General features: G+C 40.6%; 35 protein-coding genes and 1 tRNA gene. 5 read left to right on the top strand and 31 right to left on the bottom strand.

Translation table 11 applies throughout. From position 1 onward, the window contains the following. Nucleotides 1-26: 26 nt before the first annotated feature. The 20 genes from BMF77_RS11330 to rplC all read right to left on the bottom strand — a co-directional run bounded on the left by BMF77_RS11330 (nucleotide 27) and on the right by rplC (nucleotide 11,306). On the bottom strand, nucleotides 27-581 hold the full coding sequence (locus tag BMF77_RS11330; RefSeq protein ID WP_148762877.1) for an adenylate kinase: 555 nt from the start codon (nucleotides 579-581) through the stop codon (nucleotides 27-29). After that, nucleotides 581-1,894 carry a preprotein translocase subunit SecY gene (gene secY / locus BMF77_RS11325; protein WP_015079195.1) on the bottom strand — a complete coding sequence of 438 codons (1,314 nt, stop codon included), beginning with the start codon at nucleotides 1,892-1,894 and terminating at the stop codon, nucleotides 581-583. The genes BMF77_RS11330 and secY overlap by 1 nt, the downstream gene beginning before the upstream one ends. Before the next feature lie 174 nt (nucleotides 1,895-2,068). Next, nucleotides 2,069-2,512, bottom strand: a complete 444-nt coding sequence (gene rplO, locus BMF77_RS11320) for a 50S ribosomal protein L15 (RefSeq protein ID WP_015079196.1) — start codon at nucleotides 2,510-2,512, stop codon at nucleotides 2,069-2,071. 64 nt (nucleotides 2,513-2,576) lie between these two features. Further along, nucleotides 2,577-3,101 (bottom strand): 30S ribosomal protein S5, encoded by a 525-nt coding sequence (gene rpsE / locus BMF77_RS11315; protein ID WP_148762875.1) that lies wholly within the window; start codon nucleotides 3,099-3,101, stop codon nucleotides 2,577-2,579. An 83-nt stretch (nucleotides 3,102-3,184) separates the two neighbouring features. Beyond that, nucleotides 3,185-3,547, bottom strand: coding sequence for a 50S ribosomal protein L18 (gene rplR / locus BMF77_RS11310; protein ID WP_015079198.1), 363 nt, complete (start codon nucleotides 3,545-3,547; stop codon nucleotides 3,185-3,187). Nucleotides 3,548-3,549: 2 nt separating this feature from the next. Continuing rightward, the gene (gene rplF, locus BMF77_RS11305; protein ID WP_148762873.1) at nucleotides 3,550-4,098 is read right to left on the bottom strand and encodes a 50S ribosomal protein L6; all 549 of its coding nucleotides are present in this window, start codon (nucleotides 4,096-4,098) and stop codon (nucleotides 3,550-3,552) included. A gap of 87 nt (nucleotides 4,099-4,185) precedes the next feature. After that, entirely contained in the window at nucleotides 4,186-4,587 is a 402-nt protein-coding gene (gene rpsH, locus BMF77_RS11300) for a 30S ribosomal protein S8 (RefSeq protein WP_015079200.1), read from the bottom strand. Between the two features lie 20 nt (nucleotides 4,588-4,607). Continuing rightward, nucleotides 4,608-5,156 (bottom strand): 50S ribosomal protein L5, encoded by a 549-nt coding sequence (gene rplE, locus BMF77_RS11295; protein ID WP_148762871.1) that lies wholly within the window; start codon nucleotides 5,154-5,156, stop codon nucleotides 4,608-4,610. Nucleotides 5,157-5,272: 116 nt separating this feature from the next. After that, nucleotides 5,273-5,623, bottom strand: coding sequence for a 50S ribosomal protein L24 (rplX, locus tag BMF77_RS11290; protein ID WP_015079202.1), 351 nt, complete (start codon nucleotides 5,621-5,623; stop codon nucleotides 5,273-5,275). Further along, a complete protein-coding gene (rplN, locus tag BMF77_RS11285; RefSeq protein WP_015079203.1) occupies nucleotides 5,623-5,991 on the bottom strand; it encodes a 50S ribosomal protein L14 in 369 nt (122 codons plus the stop codon). The genes rplX and rplN overlap by 1 nt, the downstream gene beginning before the upstream one ends. Before the next feature lie 48 nt (nucleotides 5,992-6,039). Continuing rightward, nucleotides 6,040-6,288, bottom strand: coding sequence for a 30S ribosomal protein S17 (gene rpsQ / locus BMF77_RS11280; RefSeq protein ID WP_015079204.1), 249 nt, complete (start codon nucleotides 6,286-6,288; stop codon nucleotides 6,040-6,042). Between the two features lie 6 nt (nucleotides 6,289-6,294). Then, nucleotides 6,295-6,522, bottom strand: coding sequence for a 50S ribosomal protein L29 (gene rpmC / locus BMF77_RS11275; RefSeq protein ID WP_148762869.1), 228 nt, complete (start codon nucleotides 6,520-6,522; stop codon nucleotides 6,295-6,297). Between the two features lie 3 nt (nucleotides 6,523-6,525). Continuing rightward, nucleotides 6,526-6,951 (bottom strand): 50S ribosomal protein L16, encoded by a 426-nt coding sequence (gene rplP / locus BMF77_RS11270; RefSeq protein WP_015079206.1) that lies wholly within the window; start codon nucleotides 6,949-6,951, stop codon nucleotides 6,526-6,528. 72 nt (nucleotides 6,952-7,023) lie between these two features. Next, nucleotides 7,024-7,803 carry a 30S ribosomal protein S3 gene (rpsC, locus tag BMF77_RS11265; protein WP_015079207.1) on the bottom strand — a complete coding sequence of 260 codons (780 nt, stop codon included), beginning with the start codon at nucleotides 7,801-7,803 and terminating at the stop codon, nucleotides 7,024-7,026. A gap of 57 nt (nucleotides 7,804-7,860) precedes the next feature. Continuing rightward, entirely contained in the window at nucleotides 7,861-8,220 is a 360-nt protein-coding gene (gene rplV / locus BMF77_RS11260) for a 50S ribosomal protein L22 (RefSeq protein WP_041458279.1), read from the bottom strand. 95 nt (nucleotides 8,221-8,315) lie between these two features. Beyond that, nucleotides 8,316-8,594, bottom strand: a complete 279-nt coding sequence (gene rpsS, locus BMF77_RS11255) for a 30S ribosomal protein S19 (protein ID WP_015079209.1) — start codon at nucleotides 8,592-8,594, stop codon at nucleotides 8,316-8,318. Between the two features lie 74 nt (nucleotides 8,595-8,668). Further along, a complete protein-coding gene (gene rplB / locus BMF77_RS11250) occupies nucleotides 8,669-9,532 on the bottom strand; it encodes a 50S ribosomal protein L2 (protein WP_148762867.1) in 864 nt (287 codons plus the stop codon). A gap of 118 nt (nucleotides 9,533-9,650) precedes the next feature. Next, on the bottom strand, nucleotides 9,651-9,968 hold the full coding sequence (locus BMF77_RS11245; RefSeq protein ID WP_148762865.1) for a 50S ribosomal protein L23: 318 nt from the start codon (nucleotides 9,966-9,968) through the stop codon (nucleotides 9,651-9,653). Continuing rightward, complete coding sequence (rplD, locus tag BMF77_RS11240; protein WP_148762863.1) at nucleotides 9,961-10,593, bottom strand: 50S ribosomal protein L4; 633 nt, start codon at nucleotides 10,591-10,593, stop codon at nucleotides 9,961-9,963. Before rplD ends, BMF77_RS11245 begins: the two co-directional genes overlap by 8 nt. Nucleotides 10,594-10,667: 74 nt before the next feature. Continuing rightward, nucleotides 10,668-11,306, bottom strand: coding sequence for a 50S ribosomal protein L3 (rplC, locus tag BMF77_RS11235; protein WP_148762861.1), 639 nt, complete (start codon nucleotides 11,304-11,306; stop codon nucleotides 10,668-10,670). 968 nt (nucleotides 11,307-12,274) lie between these two features. Between rplC and BMF77_RS11230 the strand changes: the two genes are divergently transcribed. Continuing rightward, complete coding sequence (locus BMF77_RS11230) at nucleotides 12,275-12,751, top strand: NAD(P)H-quinone oxidoreductase subunit N (RefSeq protein ID WP_148762859.1); 477 nt, start codon at nucleotides 12,275-12,277, stop codon at nucleotides 12,749-12,751. A 48-nt stretch (nucleotides 12,752-12,799) separates the two neighbouring features. Here BMF77_RS11230 and BMF77_RS11225 read toward each other — a convergent pair whose 3' ends face one another. Further along, nucleotides 12,800-13,459: a Uma2 family endonuclease gene (locus BMF77_RS11225; protein ID WP_148762857.1), complete on the bottom strand. Its 660-nt coding sequence runs from the start codon at nucleotides 13,457-13,459 to the stop codon at nucleotides 12,800-12,802. Nucleotides 13,460-13,519: 60 nt separating this feature from the next. On the opposite strand from BMF77_RS11225, the gene BMF77_RS11220 reads away from it, so the two are divergent. After that, nucleotides 13,520-14,602 carry an ATP-binding protein gene (locus BMF77_RS11220; protein ID WP_148762855.1) on the top strand — a complete coding sequence of 361 codons (1,083 nt, stop codon included), beginning with the start codon at nucleotides 13,520-13,522 and terminating at the stop codon, nucleotides 14,600-14,602. A gap of 57 nt (nucleotides 14,603-14,659) precedes the next feature. Here BMF77_RS11220 and BMF77_RS11215 read toward each other — a convergent pair whose 3' ends face one another. From BMF77_RS11215 to BMF77_RS11200, 4 genes are all read right to left on the bottom strand, one after another. Beyond that, nucleotides 14,660-15,094, bottom strand: a complete 435-nt coding sequence (locus BMF77_RS11215) for a DUF29 domain-containing protein (protein ID WP_148762853.1) — start codon at nucleotides 15,092-15,094, stop codon at nucleotides 14,660-14,662. A gap of 239 nt (nucleotides 15,095-15,333) precedes the next feature. Beyond that, on the bottom strand, nucleotides 15,334-16,599 hold the full coding sequence (locus BMF77_RS11210) for a glutamate-5-semialdehyde dehydrogenase (protein WP_015079218.1): 1,266 nt from the start codon (nucleotides 16,597-16,599) through the stop codon (nucleotides 15,334-15,336). A 4-nt stretch (nucleotides 16,600-16,603) separates the two neighbouring features. Beyond that, nucleotides 16,604-17,011 carry a hypothetical protein gene (locus tag BMF77_RS11205; RefSeq protein ID WP_015079219.1) on the bottom strand — a complete coding sequence of 136 codons (408 nt, stop codon included), beginning with the start codon at nucleotides 17,009-17,011 and terminating at the stop codon, nucleotides 16,604-16,606. Between the two features lie 545 nt (nucleotides 17,012-17,556). Beyond that, nucleotides 17,557-17,628: transfer RNA gene (locus BMF77_RS11200), tRNA-Gly, on the bottom strand. Between the two features lie 68 nt (nucleotides 17,629-17,696). Between BMF77_RS11200 and BMF77_RS11195 the strand changes: the two genes are divergently transcribed. Then, nucleotides 17,697-17,900 carry a hypothetical protein gene (locus tag BMF77_RS11195; RefSeq protein WP_148762851.1) on the top strand — a complete coding sequence of 68 codons (204 nt, stop codon included), beginning with the start codon at nucleotides 17,697-17,699 and terminating at the stop codon, nucleotides 17,898-17,900. On the opposite strand, the gene ribH is transcribed toward BMF77_RS11195, so the two are convergent. The 3 genes from ribH to BMF77_RS11180 all read right to left on the bottom strand — a co-directional run bounded on the left by ribH (nucleotide 17,897) and on the right by BMF77_RS11180 (nucleotide 19,295). Beyond that, the gene (gene ribH / locus BMF77_RS11190; RefSeq protein ID WP_148762849.1) at nucleotides 17,897-18,388 is read right to left on the bottom strand and encodes a 6,7-dimethyl-8-ribityllumazine synthase; all 492 of its coding nucleotides are present in this window, start codon (nucleotides 18,386-18,388) and stop codon (nucleotides 17,897-17,899) included. The genes BMF77_RS11195 and ribH overlap by 4 nt on opposite strands. A 194-nt stretch (nucleotides 18,389-18,582) precedes the next feature. Next, nucleotides 18,583-18,771, bottom strand: a complete 189-nt coding sequence (psbZ, locus tag BMF77_RS11185) for a photosystem II reaction center protein PsbZ (RefSeq protein WP_096669320.1) — start codon at nucleotides 18,769-18,771, stop codon at nucleotides 18,583-18,585. A gap of 170 nt (nucleotides 18,772-18,941) precedes the next feature. Continuing rightward, nucleotides 18,942-19,295: a hypothetical protein gene (locus BMF77_RS11180; protein WP_148762847.1), complete on the bottom strand. Its 354-nt coding sequence runs from the start codon at nucleotides 19,293-19,295 to the stop codon at nucleotides 18,942-18,944. Here BMF77_RS11180 and BMF77_RS11175 point away from each other — a divergent pair. Both BMF77_RS11175 and BMF77_RS11170 read left to right on the top strand, forming a co-directional pair. Next, entirely contained in the window at nucleotides 19,271-21,970 is a 2,700-nt protein-coding gene (locus BMF77_RS11175) for a CBS domain-containing protein (protein WP_148762845.1), read from the top strand. The genes BMF77_RS11180 and BMF77_RS11175 overlap by 25 nt on opposite strands. A gap of 25 nt (nucleotides 21,971-21,995) precedes the next feature. Beyond that, nucleotides 21,996-22,571 (top strand): Uma2 family endonuclease, encoded by a 576-nt coding sequence (locus tag BMF77_RS11170; RefSeq protein ID WP_148762843.1) that lies wholly within the window; start codon nucleotides 21,996-21,998, stop codon nucleotides 22,569-22,571. 83 nt (nucleotides 22,572-22,654) lie between these two features. Here BMF77_RS11170 and BMF77_RS11165 read toward each other — a convergent pair whose 3' ends face one another. The 3 genes from BMF77_RS11165 to BMF77_RS11155 all read right to left on the bottom strand — a co-directional run bounded on the left by BMF77_RS11165 (nucleotide 22,655) and on the right by BMF77_RS11155 (nucleotide 25,044). Beyond that, entirely contained in the window at nucleotides 22,655-23,257 is a 603-nt protein-coding gene (locus BMF77_RS11165; RefSeq protein ID WP_148762841.1) for a hypothetical protein, read from the bottom strand. Nucleotides 23,258-23,474: 217 nt separating this feature from the next. Further along, the gene (locus BMF77_RS11160; RefSeq protein WP_148762839.1) at nucleotides 23,475-24,134 is read right to left on the bottom strand and encodes a Uma2 family endonuclease; all 660 of its coding nucleotides are present in this window, start codon (nucleotides 24,132-24,134) and stop codon (nucleotides 23,475-23,477) included. A gap of 187 nt (nucleotides 24,135-24,321) precedes the next feature. Continuing rightward, the gene (locus BMF77_RS11155) at nucleotides 24,322-25,044 is read right to left on the bottom strand and encodes a Uma2 family endonuclease (protein ID WP_148762837.1); all 723 of its coding nucleotides are present in this window, start codon (nucleotides 25,042-25,044) and stop codon (nucleotides 24,322-24,324) included. Nucleotides 25,045-25,090 lie beyond the last annotated feature (46 nt).

Here is a 25,090-nt window from a genome sequence, read left to right as displayed (position 1 = left end):
ACATAGACCGCTACCCCTGAGTTTCTTTAAGCAGCTATGATATTTTTCAAATCAGTAAAAACTTCTTCTTGGGACTGATTACCGTTGACTGTGAGGAGTTTTTGGCGATCGCTGTAAAAGTTAATCAAGGGTGCAGTATCATCACGGTAGACTTCCAAGCGCCGACGAATCACTTCTTCAGTATCATCTTTTCGTCCGCGTCCTAATAACCGAGTAATGACAGTTTCATCTGGTGCATCCAGATTGACTACCTTTTCACCACCCTGTCCTAGACTTTTAAGTAATTCTGCTAGAAACTCTGCTTGTGTAACTTTACGAGGAAAGCCGTCCAAAATCCAACCTGTTTTAGTATCTGATTGTTGCAGGCGTTCCTTTACCATATCTTCTACTAATTTATCGGGGACTAATTCGCCTTTATCCATGAAACTTTGGGCTTGCATTCCCAAAGTTGTTTTCTCTTGAATAGCTTGACGTAAAATGTCACCTGTAGAAATATGGGGAATCTGCAAAAATGCAGCCAAGGTTTGAGCTTGAGTTCCTTTACCAGCACCCGGTGGTCCCAAGAAGATTAATCGCGTCACTATTGTTTCACCATTCCTTCATAACGCTGAGAGATGACGTAAGTTTGGATTTGTTTAGCCGTATCAATTGCCACACCGACTAAAATTAACAAAGATGTTGCCCCTAGTCCTTTAAAGGTGGGAACTTTTAAGGCACTTTCTACGGCTGTGGGAATAATTGCCACTAAACCTAGAAAGATAGCTCCTAAAAAAGTGAGGCGATTTGTCACCCGTTCAATATACTCACTAGTAGCTTTTCCGGGACGAATACCGGGAATACTAGAACCCATTTTTTTCAAATTCTGAGCCACATCTACTGGGTTGAGAATCAACGAAGAATAGAAATAGCTGAAGAAAACAATGGAAGTTAAGTAAACGAGGGCATATACCCAAGGTGCAGAACCACCAGGACTTAAATAGGTATTAACAATGTTTGCTAATTCGGGATTCTTAGTGAAATTGGCGACTAAAAGTGGCAAACTCAGGATTGCGGCTGCGAAAATAATCGGCATTACCCCACCAGAGTTGAGACGTAGGGGTAAATAACTCCGCTGTTCTGCTAAAACTCTTCTACCTACTTGACGACGGGCAGAAATAATGGGGATGCGGCGCATTCCTTCTTGTACGAACACAATACCCACGATTGTGAACATAAAAACCACTACAAGAACGATGACGCGCCCGACTATTTCCCGTCCACCAACTTGTACCAAGTCAATGGTATCGCCGAGAGACTTGGGTAAAGATGCCACAATGTTGACAAAAATCAACAAAGATGCCCCATTCCCGATACCCCGTTCTGTAATCAGTTCAGATGCCCACATTACGAACATTGAACCAGCAGTGAGAGCGATAGCCGTTTCTGCTACGAATATCGGACCTGGTGTTTTGGCAAATTGTTGGAGAAATAATGCCGAAAAAGCCACACTTTGAATAATTGCCCAAATTACAGTCACATAGCGGGTAATTTGTGATATTTTCCGCCGACCTGCTTCGCCTTCATTTTTCTGGAGATTTTCTAAAGATGGCAGAGCAGAAGTGAGTAATTGGATAATAATGGACGCATTAATAAAGGGCAAAATCCCTAAAGCAAAGACACCTAAAGTAGAGAGTCCCCGCCCAGAGAATATATCCAATAAACCAAAGATGGAATTGTTGCCCGATATAGCTTCAGCAAACTTAGGTCTATCAATTCCTGGGACAGGCAAAAAGATACCCAGGCGAACCAAAATTAAAATACCGACAGTGACAAGCAGCCTACCTCTCAGTCCGGCTGCTTGCGCCATCTGCATAAAAGTTTCTTGAGCTGTTGGGGCTTTGTCTCGACTGATCATAGAGTTTTACCTTTGAAGTCCTAACTATGATTTACGTGATTCATGATGATGAAGATGATTAAGCCGTCTGAACTGTGATTTTTGTGATTTATTTGATGAAGATGATTATCCTAATCACATTCATCATCCTAATCATATAAATCATCTTAATCATAAAAATCATAGTTCAGACTTTTATGCAGCTTCACAACTTCCACCAGCAGCCTCGATTTTGATTCGAGCTTGGCCTGTGAAAGCAGCAGCTTTTACCTGAAGAGGAACATTCAATTCCCCATTCCCCAAAATTTTCAATTGGCCTTTAACAGTGGTTAAGATCCCCGCTGCTTTTAAGGATTCCAATGTTACCTCTGAGTTAGCAGGTAAATCATTTAATTTCTCTACATTAATCGTAGTGTAGATTCTCCGGTTCATCAGGGGGAAACCCTTGAGTTTAGGTATCCGGCGGTACAATGGCTGTTGACCACCTTCAAAACCTGGTCTTGTCCCACTACCAGAACGGGATTTTTGACCACGCATCCCTAAACCAGCACTAGCACCTTGTCCAGCAGAAATACCTCTACCTACACGCTTACGGCGTTTTTTAGAGCCTTTTTGGGGCTTAACATCATTAAGTCTCATTTTGGTTTGTGATTTTAGATTTTAGATTTTGGATTTTAGATTGAGAATCTGATACAAAGACTGACTAAATATAGAGTTTCTCAATGGCGATACCGCGATCTTCAGCAACTTCACTTAATGTTCGCAGGGTAGATAGAGCGTTGACTGCTGCTCTGGCGTTGTTCAAAGGGTTGTTTGAACCTAGTTGTTTAGCGAGAATATTACGTATTCCTGCTAACTCTAATACAGTCCGTACAGCACCCCCGGCAATTACCCCTGTACCTGGTGCGGCTGGGCGCATCATGACTTTAGCACCGCCACCAACACCATCAATGGGGTGAGGAATAGAATTGGATTTGGTGATCGGGATGTCAATTAGATGTTTTTTACCATCAGCGACACCTTTTTTAACTGCACCAATTACATCTGATGCCTTACCAACTCCGACTCCAACTTGTCCACGTTCATTACCGACGACGACAATGGCACGGAAGCTGAGTTTTTTACCACCTTTGACGACTTTACTCACCCGGCGGATTTGGATAACTCGCTCTTGCCAGGTGGTTTCTTCTTTTTTTGTACGGCTTGCTTTACGACGACCGGTTACCATAATCAATGCTCTCTTTTAGTTGTCAGTTGTCAGTTGTCAGTTGTCAGTTGTCAGTTGCTACTGACTATTGACTACTGACGGACTTAGAAATCTAAACCAGCCTCGCGTGCCGCCTCGGCTAAGGCTTTGACGCGACCATGATAGAGGTTACCACCACGGTCAAAAACGACTTTAGTGATGCCTTTTTCTAGGGCGCGGACAGCTACCAGTTTACCAACTTGCACTGATGCGTCACAGTTGGCACCGGAAGCGATGCTAGATTTCAATTCTGGTTCTACGGTTGATGCCGCTACTATAGTTTCCTGCTTGGCATCATCAATCAATTGAGCATAAATATGCTCATTGGATCGGAATATGGACAAACGTGGACGTTCTGGGGAACCGTTGACTTTGCTACGAACGCGCCGATGACGACGTTGTTTTGATTCTTTGCGTGTAAGTTTCATATTTACTTCTTACCACCCTTACCAGTCTTACCAGCTTTGCGTCTGACCACTTCACCTGCATAGCGAATACCTTTACCTTTGTAGGGTTCAGGTGGACGAACGGCACGGATTTTAGCTGCTGTGTTGCCGACAATTTCTTTGTCATAACCGCTGACTATGACATTAGTTGTCCCTTCTACCGCAAATTGAACTCCTGCTGGAGGTTCAATTTGGACTTGATGGCTATAACCCATATTTAAAACTAGGTTACTGCCTTGAAGTTGGGCGCGATAACCAACCCCTTGGATTTCCAAGCGACGTTGAAAACCCTGGGATACTCCCTCCACCATGTTGGCCACTAGGGTGCGGCTCAAACCGTGCATTTGTCTGGAGGTACGGGTTTCATCCCGACGAGTAACTATCAATGTTTCTCCTTCTTGGGAGACTATGACATTTTTAGGTAGTTGACGGGAAAGTTCGCCTTTAGGACCTTTCACTACTACTTTGACACCATCAATCGCCACTTGCACTTTGGCGGGAATGGTAATTGGACGTTTACCAATACGAGACATGATTTTTTGTTTTTTGTCAGTTGTTTTTTGTCAGTTGTCAGTTGTTGGTTGTTTTGCCACTGACCAATGACCAATGACCAATGACGACTACCAAACGTGGCAAAGCACTTCACCGCCTAGATTTTGGCGGCGTGCTTCGCGGTCAGTCATAATCCCACTGGATGTAGAAATAATGGCAATACCGATACCGCCTAGCACTCTTGGTAATTCTTTTCTATTGGAGTAAACACGCAAACCTGGTTTACTCACTCGTTTTAGGGCAGTGATTAGGGGTTGGCGATTTTTACCTTTGTATTTCAGGGAAATAACTAGGTTCCGCTTAATTCCTTCTCCTGCTTCTTCAACTTCCGCAATGAAGCCTTCTTCTCGCAGTACCTTGGCAATATTACGAGTCATCTTTGTAGCTGGTACTTGCGTAGTTTGATGCCTTGCCATATTGGCATTGCGGATGCGCGTCAGCATATCTGCAATTGTGTCGTTAGCCGCCATCGTTCCCTCTTTAGATGAACTTATTGATCGCGAAAGGGCATTCCCATTTCCTTAAGTAAGGCGCGGCCCTCTTCGTCGGTTTTTGCCGTGGTGATGATAGAAATATCTAAACCCCGGACTTGATCGATTCTGTCATATTCCACTTCTGGAAAAATTAGCTGTTCCCGCACACCTAGAGTGTAGTTGCCACGGCCGTCAAAGCTTTTGGGGCTGATCCCACGAAAGTCTCTGATTCTGGGCAGTGTGAGGTTAATCAGACGATCTAAGAAAGCGTACATCCGTTCGCCTCTTAGTGTCACCATAATCCCTACAGGCATACCTTGACGAATTTTAAAGCCGGCGATCGCTTTCTTTGCCCGTGTTACCACAGGTTTTTGTCCAGTAATCAGGGCAATTTCGCTGATAGATGCCTCTAGTGATTTGGCGTTTTGAGCAGATTCTCCCAAACCTCTGTTGATAGTTATCTTAATCACCTTAGGCACTTGATGCACGTTGGTGTATTCAAACTGAGTAATCAATTTGGGAGTAATTGTCTCTTGATATACGGTTTTAAGTCGTGTTTTCGCCATAGTGTTTGTCCTTATATCCCCTGGGCTTGGTCAGGGTCGCTTTCCTCCAATTAAAAATGCCAAATTAAAAATTAAAAATTGAAATTGCGAATTTTTTAATTTTTAATTCTTAATTTTTAATTGGTGAGAATTTCACCTGTTTTTTTGAGCATTCTCACTTTCTTGCCTTCGGCGGTGAAAGTGTAGCAAACGCGACTAGCGACGTTTTGCTTGGTGGAATAGAGCATCACATTGGAGCTATGAATGGGGTACTCCTGGGTGACTATTTGCCCTGATTCACCTTCTTGTTGAGGTTTCACGTGCTTGGTTTTAAAGTTGACACCTTTGACAAGGACTTTGCTCAATTGTGGTAGTGCTTTAATCACTTCCCCAACTTTACCCTTATCTTTGCCAGCGATGACTTGGACAGTATCACCGGTTTTGACGTGCATTTTATGAAAAACTTTGGGTTGTGGGCGCTTTGCCATTACAGCACCTCCGGAGCCAGAGAAACAATTTTAGTAAAGTTTTTGTCGCGCAGTTCACGAGCTACCGGACCAAATACCCTTGTACCTCTAGGATTACCTTCTTTATTGATAATCACTGCGGCGTTATCGTCAAAACGGATAGCCATGCCACTGTCACGACTAATAGCTTTACGAGTACGCACAATTACTGCTTCTACCACATCTGACTTTTTTACAGCCATGTTGGGTGAAGACTCTTTGACAACAGCGATAATTCTATCGCCTACGCCACCATAACGGCGGTTACCTGCACCTAATACGCGGATGCACATTAGTTTTTTAGCACCGCTATTATCTGCGACATTCAGATAAGATTGGGGTTGAATCACAACTGGTCTCTCTTCTAGGGTCGTTGTAGCTGATGGTACAACTGTTTACTAAGTAGCTTTAATGTTCAGGATTTCTTTGACTTGCCAACGCTTGGTTTTGCTCAGGGGTCTAGTTTCCTGAATCCGCACCCGGTCGCCTATTTTGCAAGTATTCTCTTCGTCGTGAACTTTATAGCGGCGGGTTTGAACTACGATTTTGCCGTACTTGGGGTGAGGAGCGCGGTTTTCTATGGCTACTACCACAGTTTTTTGCATTTTATCGCTCACTACCAAGCCAACTCGTTCTTTGACTGCCATAATCTCCTACTTTTGTTCTTGATCTGAAAGACTCGCTGCCCGTTTCCGTTCTCCTTCTACTGTCAGTAATTGGGAGAGCCGATGGCGTGCGTGTTTGAACTGGTGAGGCTTTTCTAATTGTCTAGTGGCTTTTTGTAAGCGCAACTGGAATAGTTGTCTTTTCACAGCGACAATTTCTTCACCCAACCGTTCGTCATTTAATTCTCTAGCTTCTGAAATCTTGGGAAGAGGCATAAACTACTCCTGCTCCTGTGGTTGAGAGCGGGTAATAAACTTGGTCTTAATTGGTAACTTACTGTCAGCTAATCGCATAGCTTCGCGGGCAATTTCTTCAGTAACGCCGCCAATTTCAAACATGATCCGGCCTGGTTTGACTACGGCTACCCAAAACTCTGGGTTACCTTTACCAGAACCCATCCGGGTTTCAGCAGGACGCATGGTGATTGGTTTGTCAGGGAAAATCCGAATCCAGATTTTGCCACCCCGGCGAATATACCGAGTCATTGCCCGACGGGAAGCCTCGATTTGCCGTGAGGTAATCCAAGATGGTTCTTGGGCTTGGAGTCCAAAATCCCCAAAGTTGAGGGTACTGCCTCGGCTGGCAAGACCTTCCATGCGTCCGCGTTGTTGTTTACGGAATTTAGTTCTTCTAGGACTTAACATGATTTGTCAGTTGTCGGTTGTCAGTTGTCAGTTGTCAGTTGTCAGTTTTTTACCACTGACTATGAGCATTGACTAGGCTTCATTGGAGCGGTCTTCAAACTGTTGACGACGACGTTGTTGTTGTCGGCGACGGGGTTCGCGTTCACGGTCACGATCTCCACGTTCACGGTCTTTAGCTGGTTGAGCGGGAGCTTGTTCCTGTCCAGGAATAATTTCGCCTTTAAAGACCCAAACTTTAATTCCGAGAATTCCGTAAACTGTCTTAGCTGTGCAGCCAGAATAGTCAATATCAGCGCGTAAGGTGTGGAGAGGAACTCTACCTTCACGAGTCCACTCTGAGCGGGCAATTTCTGCACCGTTGAGCCGACCACCGACTTGAACTTTGATTCCTTGGACACCTGCTCTTTGAGCGCGTTGAATTGCTTGACGCACAACTCGGCGGAAGGAAACCCGACGTTCTAATTGTTGAGCAATGTATTCAGCAATCAGGTAAGCATCAGCATCAACTCGTTGGACTTCAACAACGTTAATGCGAATTTGGCGATTACCACCCAAAGCTCCTTGTAGTCCAAGACGCAATGATTCAATACCTTGACCACCACGACCTACAACCACACCTGGTCTAGCTGTGCGGACTTCTAGATCGATTTGATCAGCTTTGCGCTCAATTCTCACTTCGGAAATACCGGCGTTATTTTGAGCGTATCTACCTAGTTTTTGCTCAATGTATTGACGGAGTTTGTAGTCTTCTTGGAGAAGTTCTGGATAACGGTCAGGTTCTGCAAACCAACGGGATTGGTGTTCTTGAGTTATACCCAGTCGAAAGCCGACTGGATGAATTTTCTGTCCCACAAAAGCTTCCTCTAAAATTTCTTACTGTACGCAATTTTCTTGTGCCTGTATGGCTGTTTACTCAGCAGTAGCAACCGCGGAAACAGCAACAGTGATATGACACGTTGGTTTGCGAATTTGGTAAGCTCGACCTTGCGCTCTGGGTTGAAACCGTTTTAGCACTGGTCCTTGGTCGGCATAGGCTTGACTGATCACCAAACTGGATCTGTCTAAACCAGCATTATGCTCGGCATTAGCTGCGGCACTTCTGAGAACCTTTAAGATGGGGTCACAAGCGCCATAGGGCATAAATTCCAGCAGGATTAGTGCTTCTCTGTATGAACGGCCGCGAATTTGATCAAGTACACGGCGCACTTTATAGGGAGAAATGCGTATATAGCGGGCGATTGCCTTAACTTCAGTAGTGTCAGTTGCCATTTTCATAACTTACTCTATGTTTGTCAATTAAAAATTTAGAATTAAAAATTAAAAATTCTCATGTTTTAATTTTTAATTTTCAATTTTTAATTGATCTATCTCCCTGATTTTTTGTCACTTTTACCATGACCTCTGTAGGTACGGGTAGGAGCAAATTCTCCTAACTTATGACCGACCATTTGTTCATTGACAAATACGGGAATGTGCTGCCGTCCATTGTGAACAGCGATAGTATGACCTACCATCAAGGGCAAAATTGTCGAAGCTCTCGACCAAGTTTTGACCACTTGTTTTTCATCTTTTGCGTTTAACTTCTCAATTTTCTTGAGCAGATGGTCAGCAACAAAAGGACCTTTTTTTAAAGAACGACCCATAGTTCAATTTTTGATTTGGGATTATTGTCAATTGATAATTGATAATGCTTAATTGTCAATTGTCAAATTTGATGTTAGGACTGACGACCACCACGACCACGTTTAGATGATTTGCGGCGACGACGGATAATCAATTTAGTGCTGGCTTTCTTGCGATTCCGTGTCTTAGCCCCTAAAGTAGGTTTACCCCAAGGTGTTACAGGACCGGCTCTACCGATAGGCGCTCTACCTTCACCACCACCATGTGGGTGATCCACTGGGTTCATGGCACTACCTCTCACCTTGGGACGACGGCCTTTCCAGCGATTTCGTCCAGCTTTACCAGCACTGAGGTTTCTGGCTTCTGTATTACCGACTTGTCCAATGGTGGCGTAGCAATCACGCCGAATCAAGCGGACTTCACCTGAAGGTAACTTTAAGGTTACATAGTTGCCTTCTTTAGCGACAACTTGAGCTACTGCACCAGCAGCCCGCACGATTTGACCACCTTTACCTGGTGTCATTTCGACGTTGTGAACACTAGTACCCAAGGGCATATTCGATAGAGGTAAGGCATTACCATCTTCGATAGGAGACTCAGGTCCAGCAATTATCTTTGTGCCTACAGTCATGCCATTTGTTTGCAAGATGTAGCGTTTTTCGCCATCTTCGTACAACACTAAAGCGATCCGCGCATTGCGGTTAGGATCGTATTCAATGGCTGTAACTGTAGCGGCCATATTCCGCTTATCTCGCTTAAAGTCGATAATGCGGTATAGTTGTTTGTGTCCGCCACCCCGACGACGGCTGGTTATCCGCCCTTGATTGTTCCGACCTTTAGGACGATGAACTGATTCAGTTAATGATTTTTCTGGCTCAGTTTTCGTAATTTCGGCAAAATCGGAGATGATAACTTGGCGAGTACTGGAGGTATAAGGGCGATAAGAACGAGTACCCATAAGTGATTTTGGAGTTTTGAATTTTTAATTCAGAATTTTTTTGATTTCGATTTTCGATTTTTAATTGTTTTTTGGCAATTATTTATTAGCCCAATTGCAAATCTCTAATCTAAAATTCTTAAACTTCTGGGAAGAGAACTTTTCTGATTTTTTCTTCGTCCCCAGGAGCAACGGTGACAATAGCTCGCTTATATTGGGGTTTATAACCAATAAATCTACCTACGCGTTTTTGTTTGCGTGGAGGGTTAGCGGTATTGACTTTGACGACCTTAACTGCAAATAGGTCTTCAATGGCGGCTCTAATTTGTGGCTTAGTGGCTTTAGGAATGACTTCAAATACGTATTTGTTTTGTTCCATGAGCATGGTCGCTTTTTCGGTGAGAATGGGGCGACGCACTAAATCCGGTAGATCACGGGTGGCAACTACTTTAGGCACTGTAGACCTCCTGGATCTTATCTAGGGTTGATGATGTGACGATAATTTTGTCAGCGTGGAGCAAGTCGTAAACGTTTAACTGGTCGGCGGGAATCAGTTTTAAGTTTTCGATGTTACGGGCTGATAAAAGCACGTTTTCTGCTATTTCAGACAAAATCAACAGTGTCTTTTGTTCTGATGTTGCACCCCATCTAGCTAATGCTGCTACGAGATCCTTGGTTTTAGGACGCTGTAACTCGTTGCTAAATTCTTCAACAACTATTAAATCTTCAGCACGGCCAACAAATGCTGTCCGCAATGCCAAACGGCGTTCTTTACGGTTCATTTTTAGGTCGAAATCTCTGGGTTTTGGTCCAAAGATCACACCACCACCACGCCATAATGGTGAACGGATAGAACCAGCACGGGCGCGACCTGTGCCTTTTTGCCGCCAAGGTTTACGACCACCACCACGAACTTCTGCACGAGTTTTAGTGCTGGCAGTTCCCTGGCGAGAATTGGTCATTTGTCTGACTAGGGCGCGGTGTACGATATGCGCCGCTGTTGTTTCTTTGGCAACCCGGAGGTCGAAGCTTGTCTCTCCGACTTGCTCTCCTTGCCAATTTTTAATTACACTCTCTACCATCTTTGTGTCCTTTGTCAGTTGTCAGTTGTCAGTTGTTAGTTGTCTTTTTTTGCCCCTAACCAATGACTAAATGACTATTTTTTGCCAACTATAGTTGCAGGAACGACGCTCACTAAAGCTCCTGGTTTGCCAGGAATAGCTCCTTTAATGATGATTAAGTTGCGTTCTGCATCTACTCGTATTACTGTCAGTTTGCGAATTGTGACACGAGTACCGCCCAAACGTCCTGCCATCCTTTTACCGGGATAAACACGACCTGGGGTTGTCCCAGCACCGATAGAACCTGGCGCTCTATGGTTTTTGGAACCGTGTGACATGGGACCGCGAGCAAAGTTGTTACGCTTCTGGTTACCGGCAAAACCGCGACCAATACTTGTACCAACTACATCTACAATTTCACCAGCACTAAAAATATCTGCTTTAATTTCTTGACCTAAAGCATAATCACCAGTGCTATCGGTGCGATATTCATTCAGATGACGGACTGGTGGGGCGGAGGATTTAGCCAAATGTCCCAACAATGGTCTGTTCAGTGACTTGGGTTTAACTTCGCCATAACCAACCTGAATGGCAGAGTAACCGTCGGTCTGTTTCGTTTTAACTTGTGTAACGGTGCATGGACCGGCTTTGATGACGGTAACAGGAATGGAGACTCCTGCTTCATCAAATATTTGGGTCATGCCCAGCTTGGTGCCGAGAATACCTACAGACACAGTTACTGGTTCTCCTTTCGTTCTATTTTTTTGGAAGTCGAATGGGGACAGGTTTTGTCACTGTCGCTTGAGTGTAAACTTTACCTCTGAAATTTGGACTGGCGTTAGACAGTGCAAATTCTCGGCGACGCAACAATTTTTGTCCCTTTTGCTTTAGTGAGTTTGTTTATTTTCACTTACTCAATCACAATAACAGGAATAAGTGCCTACTCTATGGAGAAGGTATTACTTCTGGAATCCAATGCGAGGCTTGATGGCTTTGCGCTGTGTGCAGCAATGCTTTTGTCCAAGCAGTTGCTTTGGCACTCTACCGTGGTAGCAGGACTTAAGTGGTTATTGACCCTCAGTATCCTTTTCCTTAGTCTTAACATAATGCCATGAAACCAACATTATTGCTAAGGAACTACTTATTTTCATACCCTAAACTATTGTTTAAGATTTTGCCTAATTTTTTTAGGATTTACGGGAGTGATTTGGTGTGAGAGCTTAAATATGAATTTGGCTCTTGATTTGACCTGAAAGCTTTTTTAGTTTAGCAGTCTCTTATGGAGTCAGCCAGTTTTATTCTTTTAGGGAAACTAACTAGAAACTCAGATGCTAGTAGTCTGTCAATCCAAAAATGACGGACTGTAGTGTGAGCGTCTCGCTCACGCGGGCAAGATGCCCGCACTACCAAAAACCCGTCAAAATAAATTTGACAGACTACTAGGACTAACTAGAAACTCTAAATAAGAAAGATGCCTAGCTAATTATACTATTCGGTCACAATCTAATAATATAAACTATTCATGACTTTTTGTCCAGTATTTTTTTGCTTTATGATGGGATGCTGAGGCGGAGGTAGGAAAAATTACCCATATTCCGGTTCCGAATTTTCAAGATTGGGAAAAATATCCTGCTTCATTTAACTTAATCTACCACTAGAGAGTGAATAATAGAGATATCTAAGTGGGATAGGAGAAAAATCTATGGCACTAATTACCACTGGCAACGGTTTCATCCGCAATTTGGAGAAATTTGGGGCGTTGGGTGTTTATGTTCCTCTGGAGGGGGGCTATGAAGGTCGCTATTTGCGCCGATTACGGTCAACTGGCTATGTGGCATTGCATATTACTGCGAGGGGACTGGGTGATGTGGCTGCGTATCTGATGCAAGTTCATGGTGTTAGACCACCACATTTAGGCAAAAGAAGCAATAGTAGTGGTGCGGCGGTGGGTGATGTATATTATTTACCACCAATGATCAGTTCTCATTTGGCACAATTACCTCCTAAGTCTAAGGGGTTGGTGTTGTGGATTATTGAGGGAAATATTCTTTCTGATCAGGAAGTTGAGTATTTGATGAATTTGCCTAAGTTAGAACCACGGGTTAAGGTGGTAATTGAGAGAGGTGGCGATCGCATTTTCCGCTGGACTCCTTTGGAAAAGACACTGTTAGCTAGTTAAGCAAATTGTCAGGGTGGGGAAAACCCCGCCCCTACTATGCAATTATTTCTAATTCTGTATTTCCTGTTGTACCCAGGTACGAAAGGACTTACTAGCTTGCACTTCATCTATTTGGCAATCTTGCAAAAATTGATAAAGTTTTGCTTTGGTGATTATAGAAAATGTGGGACTTTTTTCTCCTTCAACATATTGATGATTTTGAAGTTGATAAAATAGCACTATTTCACCGTTATAACGCCAAAATTCTGGTACACCCATGCTGGCATAAAAAGCAAGTTTATTGATGTCAGTATGAGTAATATCTACTTCTACAATTAAGTCTGGTGGTGGATCTTCATTTAAATCAACTTTTTTCCCAACTACTTGAGGTTGATTTTGAATGTAATAACAATTATCAGGTTCAGCACTTCTTTGTAAATCATCACGATTTAAGGTAGTTGAACCCATTGTTTTAATTTTCAATCCACTTTCTTCTACCAAAATGCGGATAAATAGTTCAATTAATCTGGTAGCACTTTCATGTTCTTCTAATGGCATAGTAATTTCTAATGTCCCTTGATCATAGATAAGTCGAGAGGAACGACTTTGCCCTAATGCTGCTAAAATTTGCTGATAATTTTGCCAACTGATATTGTGGAAAACTACTCGCTGTTCTGCGGGGGTAGTTTCTGGGGTAATATTGTTTGGTTTAGTGATTGTACTAACCATAGTTGCCTTTAAATTTAGCTTAATAGTTATTATAATATATTACGTAAAAGCGAGAACCGAGTGAATTTAAATTTGTCTACTCCCTTACAATTAATTGGACGTTCTGTAGAGTTTCAGCGGATTATTGAAATACTGGCAAAAGACGGTGATTTGTTAATTACTGGAGTCCCTGGTAGTGGGAGACGCACTTTAGTGAGAGGTGCAGCACAGGAGGTGAATACAGTTATCTTGGAAATAGACTGCATTCGCGCTACAGAAGCAGAGAGATTTGTGCAATTACTAGCGGAAGCGATTAGTCAAAACTGGGAAGCAGAGAAAGTTCAAACTTGGCTGAATGAAAATTCATCGGCATTTTTTACTTTTAATTCTGAAACTCAACTCAAACTAATTCGTTCTTTGGAACAGGAACAACTATGGCAAGCTTTCGCCAGTTTGTTAGACTTATTGGAAATAATGGCGGTTGATTTAAATCACCGCATATTGCTGATTTTAGAAAGTTTTCCCCATATTCGTTCTTGGGATCGTCATGGTTTATGGGAAACTACATTTAGGAAAGAAGTTAAGGCTTATCCTCATGTTAGCTATGTACTAATAGCTACGATTGCCGAGTCTAGCCAACATTCAGATGATACTAATTATCCCCTAGAAACTATCCAATTAGCCCCTTTAGCTAAGGATATTTTAGCCTTGTGGGCGAGGGAAATTTTACATACGCAAGGTTTCACCTTTGACTGTCATAGTCAAGCCTTACAGCTATTTCTAGAGGCGGTACAGGGACATATTGGCGATGGGATGGCGATTATTCGGCGGTTATCTGCGTCCCGTTGTGCAGATGGTTTAATTCGGGAGGAAGATGTTCAAAAGGCTATTGCAGGATTATTGAGAGATTTATCTATGACTTATGAATCTTTGCTGATGTTGTTACCTGCAAATCAGGTACATTTATTGGAATCTTTGGCTATTGATCCTACGGATAAACCTCAGAGTAAGGAGTATATTCAAAAGCACGGTCTTTCACGGGGTGGGAGTCTGCAAGGTGCGTTAACTGGGTTACAGCATAAGGGTTTGATTTATGATGCTGAACATGGTTATCGGTTAGCTATGCCTTTGTTAGCTTTGTGGTTGCGGGAACGGTTGAGTTAATTTTGTTTCGCGCAAAGACGCTAAGGTGCAAAGGCGCGAAGGAAGAAGGTTAGAAGGTTACAATTCTGGTAAAAATTCAGGTTCTAATATTTGTGTGATTTCATAATGACAATTTTCTGGAAAGGTTTCATAGGGGAGGTTTGTTTCTTTGACTGCTAAGTTAATTCCATCTTGATAACTTAATAAAAAGGCTTCTTCTAAATAGGATTTTAAGCTGGGACTATCTGCTAATATTCGTTTGATTTGAGTCCGTTGTTCTCGAATTGTTGCTAACCAACTATTACTACGTTTTTCTGGTTGATGTTGCCATTTTAGTAGGTGTCCTAATAACAAGGCTAAACGGTTGGTTAATTCTCTTCTTTCTTGTCTTCCCAATGTTTCTATTTCTTCAATTAAGTTGAGTTTATCGAGTGTTTCCCATTTTTCTTCTCTGAGTAGTTGTGCTTGTGTTTTTGTCCATCCATAAAAATCAGAATTGTACAGTGTATTCATGGTTTTTACCTGTAAACTACTATATATTATTTAATTGTCTGAATCAGGATTTTCAGGATTTTAGGATTTTCAGGATAGGAATTTGTCTGAATCAGGATTTTCAGGATTTTAGGATTTTCAGGATGTGAATTTGTCTGAATCAGGATACTCAGGATTTAAGGATTTTCAGGATAGGAATTTGTCTGAATCAGGTGGTTATCTCGACTTCGCTGGATAACCACCTGATTCAGACATTCTCCCTAAAACCGTCCATTTCCCTGAACAATATGCTTCACGGTTGTCAATGTTTCCAAACTAATAAATCCCCTGCGATGTCCTTTTTGATTGGACATTCCTAAAAATACAGCCTCTCCTCGTGAGGAGTGACGGGAAAAACGCGGGGAAGCATTTATGTAGGTAGAGGCGCTATTTACTCCTAATGCAAATTGGCGACTTTCTTGGTAGGATTCGGTGACAATACTATCAGCATGACTGCTACTATATTGATTAATCCAAGCGATCGCACTTTCTAAACTATCTACTAACTTAAAAGCTACTGTTTTGGTTAAATACGGTGTTCCCCATTCTTCATCTTTGGCTAATTGCAATTGGGGAAATGCTGCAACTAGTTCTGCATCTCCTTTGAGTTGAAAACCTTTTTCTTTTAAACTACTCCACAGCACTGATAAGGAAGATGGTAAGGCTTGACGATGCACTAAAACTTTTTCAATGGCATTGACTTGATCTGGTTCGCTTTCATGGCTATCCATAATCATCCAGCGAATCATTTCTAAGCTACTGTTGATTGACCAATACAGATAACAATTACCCATTGCTGATTTTAACACTGGGCAGGTTGCTTGTCTGACCACCTGTTGAATTAAACTGGAACGTCCGTAGGGAATAACTAAACTTAAATACTGATCTTGGGTAACTAAGTCTCGCACTGAAGCACCATGTTCAGCGGTGATTAATTCTACACAACCTGCGGGTAATCCGACTTTTGTAATGGCTGTTTGCAGGGCGTTAGCGATCGCTGTATTGGAGTTACTAGCTTCCGTACTACCTTTAAGAATAATACTATTGCCAGTTTTTATGCAAAAACCAGCAGCGATCGCCCCTAAATCGGGGAAAGCCTCATAAATAAAGGCAATCACCCCTAAAGGCATTAATTGAGTATAACTTTGAGAGTCTTCCTGTTGATAATCAGCAGTTCTCACCCGTCGTAAAGGATCAGATAATTCTCCCAATCGTTGCAGAATCTTAATAGTATTCTCCAACCGAGAGGGAGTTAGCTTCAACCAGTCCAAAATTAATTCGGGAACTGCCATTTCTCGACTTGCTTCTAAATCCAGAGTATTAGCTTCGAGAATTTCATCAAAATCACTTTCTATCGCTTGTGCCATTGCTAACACAGCGCGACTCCTATCTATCCCCTTAGTCGTTCCCAATTTCAGGGAAGCCTGAAAAGCGCGGTTAGCACTTGTCATAGGTTCGGGGTAATCATCAATCACTTCACCTGTCATGGAGTTAACGTCTGTAAGTAAGCCAGACCATTAGTGCTGGCAGAATTACCAATAGCACTGCTACAATTGTCCAAGCTATGATATTGGAACTATTAGCCAATCGTAGAGCTAATGGTAGCCATATAATCACTAACACAAAAATAATGCTGAGTGCTACTGGCAAATAGTTTTGTCCTAATCCGGGTTGAACAATTTGCCAATTATTGCCTTTCCAGCGCCAAGCACGTTTATATGGATAGGTAGTAGAAAGTTGCTCTAATACATATCCATTTTCTTCGACAACAAAAATCTGCTGACAGCGATCGCATCCGAAAGCTTCTGTTAGCGTGATAGGAATCAAATGTCCCTTGCGACGACAAGGACAAGCGTATTCCGTATTTAAGTCAATTTTATCCGGTTTTTGAGGTTGCACAAGCGAGATAAATAACTTGGGCGGTTTTTTTACATTATTCCCCAATTTTCCTGAAAATCAGTATGGGAAACTCTAAAATTACGTCTAATGATATAGCTGGGAAAGTCTAATAACAAACTATCCCAACTTAAAAATCCATCATCTACCAATTTAGTAGAGATGGAAAATCTTTTAGTGTTACTTTAATATATCAACTTTAAGTGAACTACCTACACTTCCCTTGCGGGTAAGTATAGGCTTCCTACCCAGTTAACAGCTTTTTGCTCTTCGAGAACAACAAGACTGATGTTAAGGCGATAGGCTGACCCCTCGTTCCAAAGGCAAAATCAAGGTTAATCAACAAAAATGATCATGTATCTAGCTTGGTTATCGCTATTCTCTTGCCTTGCCGAGATATTCAATTCATAACACAAATTTTGGGAATTGTCTCCATGTTTTCCTTCCTTGCTGTCGCGTTGGTCGGAAAACCGTCGTCAATTCACGCGCCATTCATGCCCCGCTGCCCTATCGGGTCAGACGTGGGGCTTCTGTCGGTTAAGCTAAAAAGCGGGTGATGGGATTCGAACCCACGACATCAACCTTGGCAAGGTTGCGCTCTACCACTGAGCTACACCCGCGAACTTACCAATAGACTTATTATTCCAGATATATTCAGGTTTGTCAACCCCTAAATTAAATTATTTTTTTGTCAGTAGGGGCGAAGCATTTGGAAGATAAATTATCGGTCATTGCCAAAAATAGTTCTCCAAATGCTTCGCCCGTACAGTTGTCCGTTGTCATTACCAATTACCAATTACCAATTACCAATTACCAATTACCAATTACCAATTACCAATTACCAATTACCAATTACCAATTACCCATTACCTATCACCCATTACCCAATTAACCTGCTAAATTCGGGCGTAATTGCCGCATGAGAGTCGCCATTTCTATGGCGTTCATGGCATATTCCCAACCATGATTACTCTTGATGCCGGCTCGTTCTAGGGCTTGCTGCATGGTATCTGTGGTCAAAATCCCGAAAATTACCGGCACACCTGTTTGGAAACTGGCCGCAGCAATACCTTTAGAAACTTCCGATGATACATAATCAAAATGCGGTGTTTGTCCTTTGATGACTGCACCCAGGCAAATTATGGCATCATAACGGCCAGACATTGCTAATTGACGGGCTATATTGGCAACTTCAAAACTACCGGGAACCCAAACATAGTCTACTTGCTGTCCTTCTGGATCAGGATCTATACCATGACGTTTTAAGCAATCTTTACATCCTTCTACGAGTTTCATGGTGACAAGATCATTAAAGCGAGCGATGATCAATGCAAAGCGCAAAGACTCGGTGTGCTGAAAATTTCCTTCAAAAACTGCCATAACTGCCTCTAAATAAATTTACAATAACTGCTTTACCAATATACTTTTCTGCCATCAAAATAGAAGAGCAGAAAAGCACAATCAGGAAAAAGTAGTTTAGAAAAAGAAAATTTTTTCTGTTTAACTCCTTACCTAAGCTTTTCTGCTCTTAATAGAGTATATGGTATGCGTTAGTAAATGATTAAAGCATTCAACTAAACCACAAAAAAGTTTAATATACCAACTAACACGACTAAAGCCGCCCAAATACCCGAACCAACCCAGAGTAGTTTTTTAGATTCTACCCAGTTTTGAGGAGTGGCGTAAACAACAGGTACACCAATCACAAGCACGAAGGAGAACAAGACTAATGATATTAAAGCGATTTGAAATACTATGCTCATTTTGTTTTTCCCAACATAACTAAATCTTAGTTTTCCCAGAACTGCTGCTGTATAAACAGTCTAGGGTTTTCAGTGAACCTTATGAACTCATAAGGCATCACCTGATCAATTAATATTTTACGTCTGGTTGTAACAGTTGCTCACTTCTGATCCGCCAATCTGTTTTTTCTTTAGGTGATTGGTGATTGGTAATTGGTGATTGGTAATTGGTGATTGGTGATTGGTGATTGGTGATTGGTGATTGGTGATTGGTGATTGGTGATTGGTGATTGGTGATTGGGAAATTGATTAGGATAAAAATTATATTCTCTGTTACCTGACTCCTGAACTCCTTCTTCCTTCCTCCTGAACTCCTGAACTCCTTCCTCCTGAACCCCTTCTTCCTTCTTCCTTCTTCCTTCTTCCTTCTTCCTTCTTCCTTCTTCCTTCTTCCTTCTTCCTTCTTCCTTCTTCCTTCTTCCTCCTGACTCCTGACTCCTGACTCCTATCTTAAAAATATATGGATTTAATTCTTTGTCACACAACTGCGGATTTTGATGCTTTGGGGGCAGCGGTAGGGTTAACTTGTCTCAAACCAGGGAGTAAAATTGTCTTGACTGGGGGCGCACATCCTCCTGTACGGGACTTTTTAGCGTTACATCGTGACGAGTATCCGTTGATTGAAAGACGTTCGGTAAATCCTGAAAAAATTCGCTCTTTAATGGTTGTGGATACTCAAAAGCGCGATCGCCTCGGTAAAGCCGCTATCTGGTTCGATTTACCCAGTGTTCAAGAAATCATCGTTTACGATCATCATTTTGGACAGGAAAGAGACATTCCCAGCACTCAATTATATATTGACGAAGTGGGGGCGACAACTACCTTAATGGTAGAAGAATTGCAAAAAAATAATATTTCTTTAAATTCTGCCCAAGCAACTGTAATGGCTTTGGGTATTCATGTGGATACAGGTTCATTAACCTATAAACAATCTACAGCCAGAGATGCTTTAGCGTTGGCTTGGCTAATGCAGCAGGGGGCAAATTTATCAGTTATTTCTACTTATCGTGATCCTGGTTTATCACCACAATTACAACAATTATTAACTGTAGCTTTAGAAAATTTACAATATCTGTGTTTGCGGGGATATACCATTGCTTGGGTAACACTAAAAACCGATGGTTTTGTCCCAGGTTTATCAGGTTTAGCTTCCGAAATTATTGATTTAACAGAAACCGATGCTGTACTGTTAGCAAATGAATATTCTTTAGATGAAAATGATTGGCGCTTAACAGTAATTGGCAGAACGCAAATTCCCCAAACAAATCTTAATTCCTTATTTCAACCTCATGGTGGTGGTGGACATTCTCAAGCCGCATCTTTTAATCTTCGCACTACAGATTCCCAACCAATTTTACAACAATTATTAGATGGTTTAAAAGCCCAAATTCCCCATCCTCCCACAGCTAGAGATTTGATGTCTTCTCCAGTGCGGACAATTCGCCCTGATACTACTATAGCCGAAGCCCAGCGGATTTTATTACGTTATGGACATTCAGGTTTATCTGTAGTGAATAATCAAGATTTATTAATCGGAATTATTTCCCGACGGGATTTAGATATTGCTTTACATCATGGGTTTAGTCATGCACCAGTTAAAGGTTATATGACAAGTAATTTAAAGACAATTACCCCTGACACCTCTTTACCAGAAATTGAGTCTTTAATGGTGACTTATGATATTGGCAGATTACCAGTATTAGAAAAGGGGCAATTAGTTGGTATTGTTACTCGCACCGATATTTTAAGAGAATTACATCAATTAACAATTCAAAATTTAGAATCAATAACTGAAAAAGATTCTCAGGATTTAGGACTGAATAATGAATTAGAAAAACGTCTGACACCGCAACTTTGGCAATTACTGACTACAGCATCGCAAGAAGCAGAAAAACGCGGTTGGCATCTTTATTTAGTTGGTGGTGCAGTGCGAGATTTGCTATTATCAAAAGCGGAAAATCGCAGTTTGATGATTAATGATATTGATTTAGTCGTTGATGGTTTTCATAAAACCGCAGACGTTGGTGCAGGGGTAGAATTAGCTAAAGCCTTACAGCAAATTTATCAAAATGCCAGATTAGAAATTCATGGTGCTTTTCAAACTGCGGCTTTGTTATGGCATAAAGATTTAGTATTAGATTCCTTATGGGTGGATATTGCCACAGCTAGAACTGAGTTTTATCCTTACCCAGCAGCTAATCCAGAGGTCGAAGCTAGTTCTATTCGGCAAGATTTATATCGGCGAGATTTTACGATTAATGCCATGGCTTTAAGGTTAACTTCTCCTCGTGCTGGTGAATTATTAGATTTCTTTGGTGGTTTTATAGACTTACAAAATCAGCAAGTTAGAATTTTACACGCTAATAGTTTTATTGAAGATCCGACTCGGATTTATCGCGGTGTGCGGTTTGCAGTGCGGTTTGGATTTTCTCTAGAACCACAAACAGAAACTTATATTCGTTATGCTATAAATAGTGGAGTTTATGATCGCACTAGTCAAGAAAATAGTAAAACTCCGGCTTTGCAAACTCGACTAAAAACTGAATTAAAATATATATTAGCAGCAGATTATTGGCAATCAGCTTTAGAATTATTGGATAATTTGGGGGCTTTACAATGTATTCATCCTACTTTAAAATTAGATGTGGAACTTTCTCGACAATTAAATTTATTAAAACACTGTTTAAGGAAATTTGACAAAAAACAAACTTTAATAAATTGGCAAATGCGTCTAGAAGTATTAATTGCCTATTTACAACCAGAATATCGGGGAAAAGTAGCTAGAAATCTGCAATTAGTTGATGATAGTATTGTCAGATTAGATAAATTATCTCAAATTCAAGCTGAGATAATTACGTTATTACCAACTTTTGAAAAACCCAGTCAAACTATTTATTTACTCAAAAGATATGATTTGCAGACTTTAATCTTAATTGCTTTACAAAGTCCCCGCAAAATCAGAAGACGGATTTGGCAATATTTAACAAATTGGGGAAATATTCAACCGCTGTTAAATGGGAATGATTTAAAACAATTGGGTTATAAACCTAGTCCCCAATATAAGCAAATGCTTGATGATTTATTAACTGCTACTGTAGATGGTATAATTAAAGATAAAGCTGAAGCACAAGAATTTTTAGCCAAGCATTATCCTGGGTAATGGAAATTAAAAATATGAGGTTGATATGCAAATTCAAACATCCAGCAAATACTATACTCCAGAAGAATATTTAGAACTAGAAGAAAAATCAGAAGTTAAAAACGAATATATACACGGAGAGATTATACCTATGAGTGGTGGAACTACGAATCATAATGAAATCGCAGGTAATTTTTATCTACATTTTAAATTAAAAATGCGGAATCAAAATTACAAGATTTATATGGGTGATGTTAAATTATGGCTACAACGTTATCAAATCTATACTTATCCAGATATTATGGTAATTCAAGGAGAACCAATATATCAAGGAACTGGAACTACTCAAGTCACAAATCCGTTAATGATTGTCGAAGTGTTATCTAAATCAACTATAAATTATGATAAAACCGACAAATTTAGATTTTATCGTTCTCTTCCTGAATTAAAGGAATATATTATGATTAACCAATATGAATATTTTATTGAACAATTTGCTAAAAATGCCGAAGGACAATGGGTATTAACTGAATATGAATCAGTAAATGATATATTGTCTTTAAAATCCATAGATTTTCAAATTCCCTTCAATGATATTTATGAAGGTGTAAATTTCCAGTAGGTTGGGTTGACCTATGTTACCCAACATCATATTATTGTCTGATAGCGTAGCTATATCAGGATTTACAGAATTTAAAAACAATATTAATTTACTGATAACATCCACGTTAGAAATGATAAAATTGGCTCAACTGGTGGCAATGGATATTCAGTAATATCAATAGTGACTGAATTACCCTCCAGTTTTAAAAATTTCCAAGTAGTTCCACTGGTGACAGAACCGAAAATTATGGGAATGTTGACATTATTAGCAGCATTAAATTTTTGGGCAGCTACCATTTCTGCAATACACTGACCTAAACCACCATTAAGATTTTCTTTTTTTGCTTCTATAATTATAACTACTGGAGCTTGAATTTCTAATTGGCTTAGTGATTTACTAATCAGAAAGTCACAAATACCATTGAGTCCAATACTAGAATCAACGGTAAAATCTTCTCCAGAAAAAAGGCTAATTTGACGATCTAATAATCGTCGAACTGCTGTTAATACAGGGCTAATAATCCATTCAGAACGGGCTTTTTCACTACCCCTTGCAAGTACCAATGGTAAACCTTCTTCTAGTTCTTGACGTAGCAAATCATCAGGTTTTACAGGAGGTACATCTGGAAAAAACCGTCCTCCTTCATGGATGGCGATCGCTAAATCCTGACGGACTTTTTTTAGTGTAAAATCACTGTAGGGCATAGTTATAATTAATTTTTGCTACAAAAACAGAGTTTAGTTCCGTAGGTTGGGTTGTGGAACGTAAACGTATCCCTGCGGGACACTGCGTGAACGCGGAGCAATCGGAACGAAACCAAACATCATATTATTAAAACATATTATTAAAACTTTTGTTGGGTTGCGCGATTCCTGCGGAGCGCTTCGCTATCGCTTAACCCAACCTACATTTGATTGTAGATTAAATTGTATCAGGATCTATATTTAATTCCCGCAACTTTGCTGCTAAACGTTCTGCGGTTTCTTCAGGGGTAAAAACTAGCTTTCCTTCTGGTGTAAAATACCGCAATAATCCCTCATGAATTCCCAAATATAAATCTAATTGCTCACTCCATAAATGTCCTTTTTCATTTGCTTCTAGAGGTTGATATTTTCCATCTAATAAATGAAAACCTGCAAATTCTAGCGTATAAGGATCAAACCAAAAATAATCCGGTGTGCGGAAAGTATTTTGATAAAGTTCTTTTTTGTATTCTCTATCTGTATTCGCTGTAGTTGGTGAGAGAATTTCTAAAATTACATTGGGATATTTACCGTCTTCATTCCAAACTACCCAACTTTTCCGAGTTTTGCGTTCTGTTCCTAGCACAACAAAGAAATCAGGACCTCGGAAATATTCTGATTTTTTCTGATTAGGACTATAGTAAATGGTGAGATTTCCCGCAGCATAGAAATCAGTTTTATCTTTCCACAACCATTTGAGACATTTGATTAAGAGCATAATTTGCTCTAGATGTAGTTCTGTTTCCACGGGAGGTTCATCACTATATAAATCACTGATGGGAAAAATCACATCTTGAGAGATGTTTTCTTTAAGTTCTAATTCTTGAGTAATCATCATAATATGACACCAAGTCGTTATTTGTTGATTATAGCATCGAATTACAAGATCCCCGACTTATTAAAGAAGTCGAGGATCTGACTAAAAACCAACATTATTAAAACATATTATTAAAACTTTTGTTGGGTTGCGCGATTCCTGCGGAGCGCTTCGCTATCGCTTAACCCAACCTACATTTGATTGGAGATTAAATTGTATCAGGATCTATATTTAATTCCCGCAATTTTGCTGCTAAACGTTCTGATTTTCTCGCTTCCTTTTCGGCTCTTTTAGCTTGTATTTCTGCTCTTTGGGTTTCCTGTTCTGCGGTTTCTTCAGGGGTAAAAACTAACTTTCCTTCTGGTGTAAAATACCGCAATAATCCCTCATGAATTCCCAAATATAAATCTAATTGCTCACTCCATAAATGTCCTTTTTCATTTGCTTCTAGAGGTTGATATTTTCCATCTAATAAATGAAAACCTGCAAATTCTAGTGTATAAGGATCAAACCAAAAATAATCCGGTGTGCGGAAAGTATTTTGATAAAGTTCTTTTTTATATTCTTTATCTGTATTAACTGTAGTTGGTGAAAGAATCTCTAAAATTACATTGGGATATTTACCGTCTTCATTCCAAACTACCCAACTTTTCCGAGTTTTGCGTTCTGTTCCTAGCACAACAAAGAAATCAGGACCTCGGAAATATTCTGATTTTTTCTGATTAGGACTATAGTAAATGGTGAGATTTCCCGCAGCATAGAAATCATCTCTATCTTTCCACAACCATTCTAGACATTTGAAAAGGAGAATTATTTGTCTTAAATGTAGTTCTGTTTCCACGGGAGGTTCATCACTATATAAATCACTGGGAGGAAAAATCACATCTTGAGAGATATTTTCTCTACATTTTAATTCTTGAGTAATCATCATAATATGACACCAAGTCGTTATTTGTTGATTATAGCATTAATTGTCT

The organism is Dolichospermum sp. UHCC 0315A, from assembly GCF_008121535.1.
In the GTDB taxonomy this organism is placed as follows: domain Bacteria; phylum Cyanobacteriota; class Cyanobacteriia; order Cyanobacteriales; family Nostocaceae; genus Dolichospermum; species Dolichospermum lemmermannii.
The sequence above is the reverse complement of the archived record's forward strand: the minus strand, read 5'-3'. Positions and strand labels throughout refer to the sequence as shown.

Coding starts and splice junctions, on each gene's coding strand:
- secY (WP_015079195.1), bottom strand. CDS start 1,894: ATGATCAGTCGAGACAAAGCCCCAACAGCTCAAGAAACTTTTATGCAG.
- rplO (WP_015079196.1), bottom strand. CDS start 2,512: ATGAGACTTAATGATGTTAAGCCCCAAAAAGGCTCTAAAAAACGCCGT.
- rpsE (WP_148762875.1), bottom strand. CDS start 3,101: ATGGTAACCGGTCGTCGTAAAGCAAGCCGTACAAAAAAAGAAGAAACC.
- rplR (WP_015079198.1), bottom strand. CDS start 3,547: ATGAAACTTACACGCAAAGAATCAAAACAACGTCGTCATCGGCGCGTT.
- rplF (WP_148762873.1), bottom strand. CDS start 4,098: ATGTCTCGTATTGGTAAACGTCCAATTACCATTCCCGCCAAAGTGCAA.
- rpsH (WP_015079200.1), bottom strand. CDS start 4,587: ATGGCGGCTAACGACACAATTGCAGATATGCTGACGCGCATCCGCAAT.
- rplE (WP_148762871.1), bottom strand. CDS start 5,156: ATGGCGAAAACACGACTTAAAACCGTATATCAAGAGACAATTACTCCC.
- rplX (WP_015079202.1), bottom strand. CDS start 5,623: ATGGCAAAGCGCCCACAACCCAAAGTTTTTCATAAAATGCACGTCAAA.
- rpsQ (WP_015079204.1), bottom strand. CDS start 6,288: ATGGCAGTCAAAGAACGAGTTGGCTTGGTAGTGAGCGATAAAATGCAA.
- rpmC (WP_148762869.1), bottom strand. CDS start 6,522: ATGCCTCTTCCCAAGATTTCAGAAGCTAGAGAATTAAATGACGAACGG.
- rplP (WP_015079206.1), bottom strand. CDS start 6,951: ATGTTAAGTCCTAGAAGAACTAAATTCCGTAAACAACAACGCGGACGC.
- rplV (WP_041458279.1), bottom strand. CDS start 8,220: ATGGCAACTGACACTACTGAAGTTAAGGCAATCGCCCGCTATATACGC.
- rpsS (WP_015079209.1), bottom strand. CDS start 8,594: ATGGGTCGTTCTTTAAAAAAAGGTCCTTTTGTTGCTGACCATCTGCTC.
- rplB (WP_148762867.1), bottom strand. CDS start 9,532: ATGGGTACTCGTTCTTATCGCCCTTATACCTCCAGTACTCGCCAAGTT.
- rplD (WP_148762863.1), bottom strand. CDS start 10,593: ATGGTAGAGAGTGTAATTAAAAATTGGCAAGGAGAGCAAGTCGGAGAG.
- BMF77_RS11230 (WP_148762859.1), top strand. CDS start 12,275: ATGGCACTAATTACCACTGGCAACGGTTTCATCCGCAATTTGGAGAAA.
- BMF77_RS11225 (WP_148762857.1), bottom strand. CDS start 13,459: ATGGTTAGTACAATCACTAAACCAAACAATATTACCCCAGAAACTACC.
- BMF77_RS11215 (WP_148762853.1), bottom strand. CDS start 15,094: ATGAATACACTGTACAATTCTGATTTTTATGGATGGACAAAAACACAA.
- BMF77_RS11210 (WP_015079218.1), bottom strand. CDS start 16,599: ATGACAGGTGAAGTGATTGATGATTACCCCGAACCTATGACAAGTGCT.
- ribH (WP_148762849.1), bottom strand. CDS start 18,388: ATGGCAGTTTTTGAAGGAAATTTTCAGCACACCGAGTCTTTGCGCTTT.
- psbZ (WP_096669320.1), bottom strand. CDS start 18,771: ATGAGCATAGTATTTCAAATCGCTTTAATATCATTAGTCTTGTTCTCC.
- BMF77_RS11175 (WP_148762845.1), top strand. CDS start 19,271: ATGGATTTAATTCTTTGTCACACAACTGCGGATTTTGATGCTTTGGGG.
- BMF77_RS11170 (WP_148762843.1), top strand. CDS start 21,996: ATGCAAATTCAAACATCCAGCAAATACTATACTCCAGAAGAATATTTA.
- BMF77_RS11165 (WP_148762841.1), bottom strand. CDS start 23,257: ATGCCCTACAGTGATTTTACACTAAAAAAAGTCCGTCAGGATTTAGCG.
- BMF77_RS11160 (WP_148762839.1), bottom strand. CDS start 24,134: ATGATGATTACTCAAGAATTAGAACTTAAAGAAAACATCTCTCAAGAT.
- BMF77_RS11155 (WP_148762837.1), bottom strand. CDS start 25,044: ATGATGATTACTCAAGAATTAAAATGTAGAGAAAATATCTCTCAAGAT.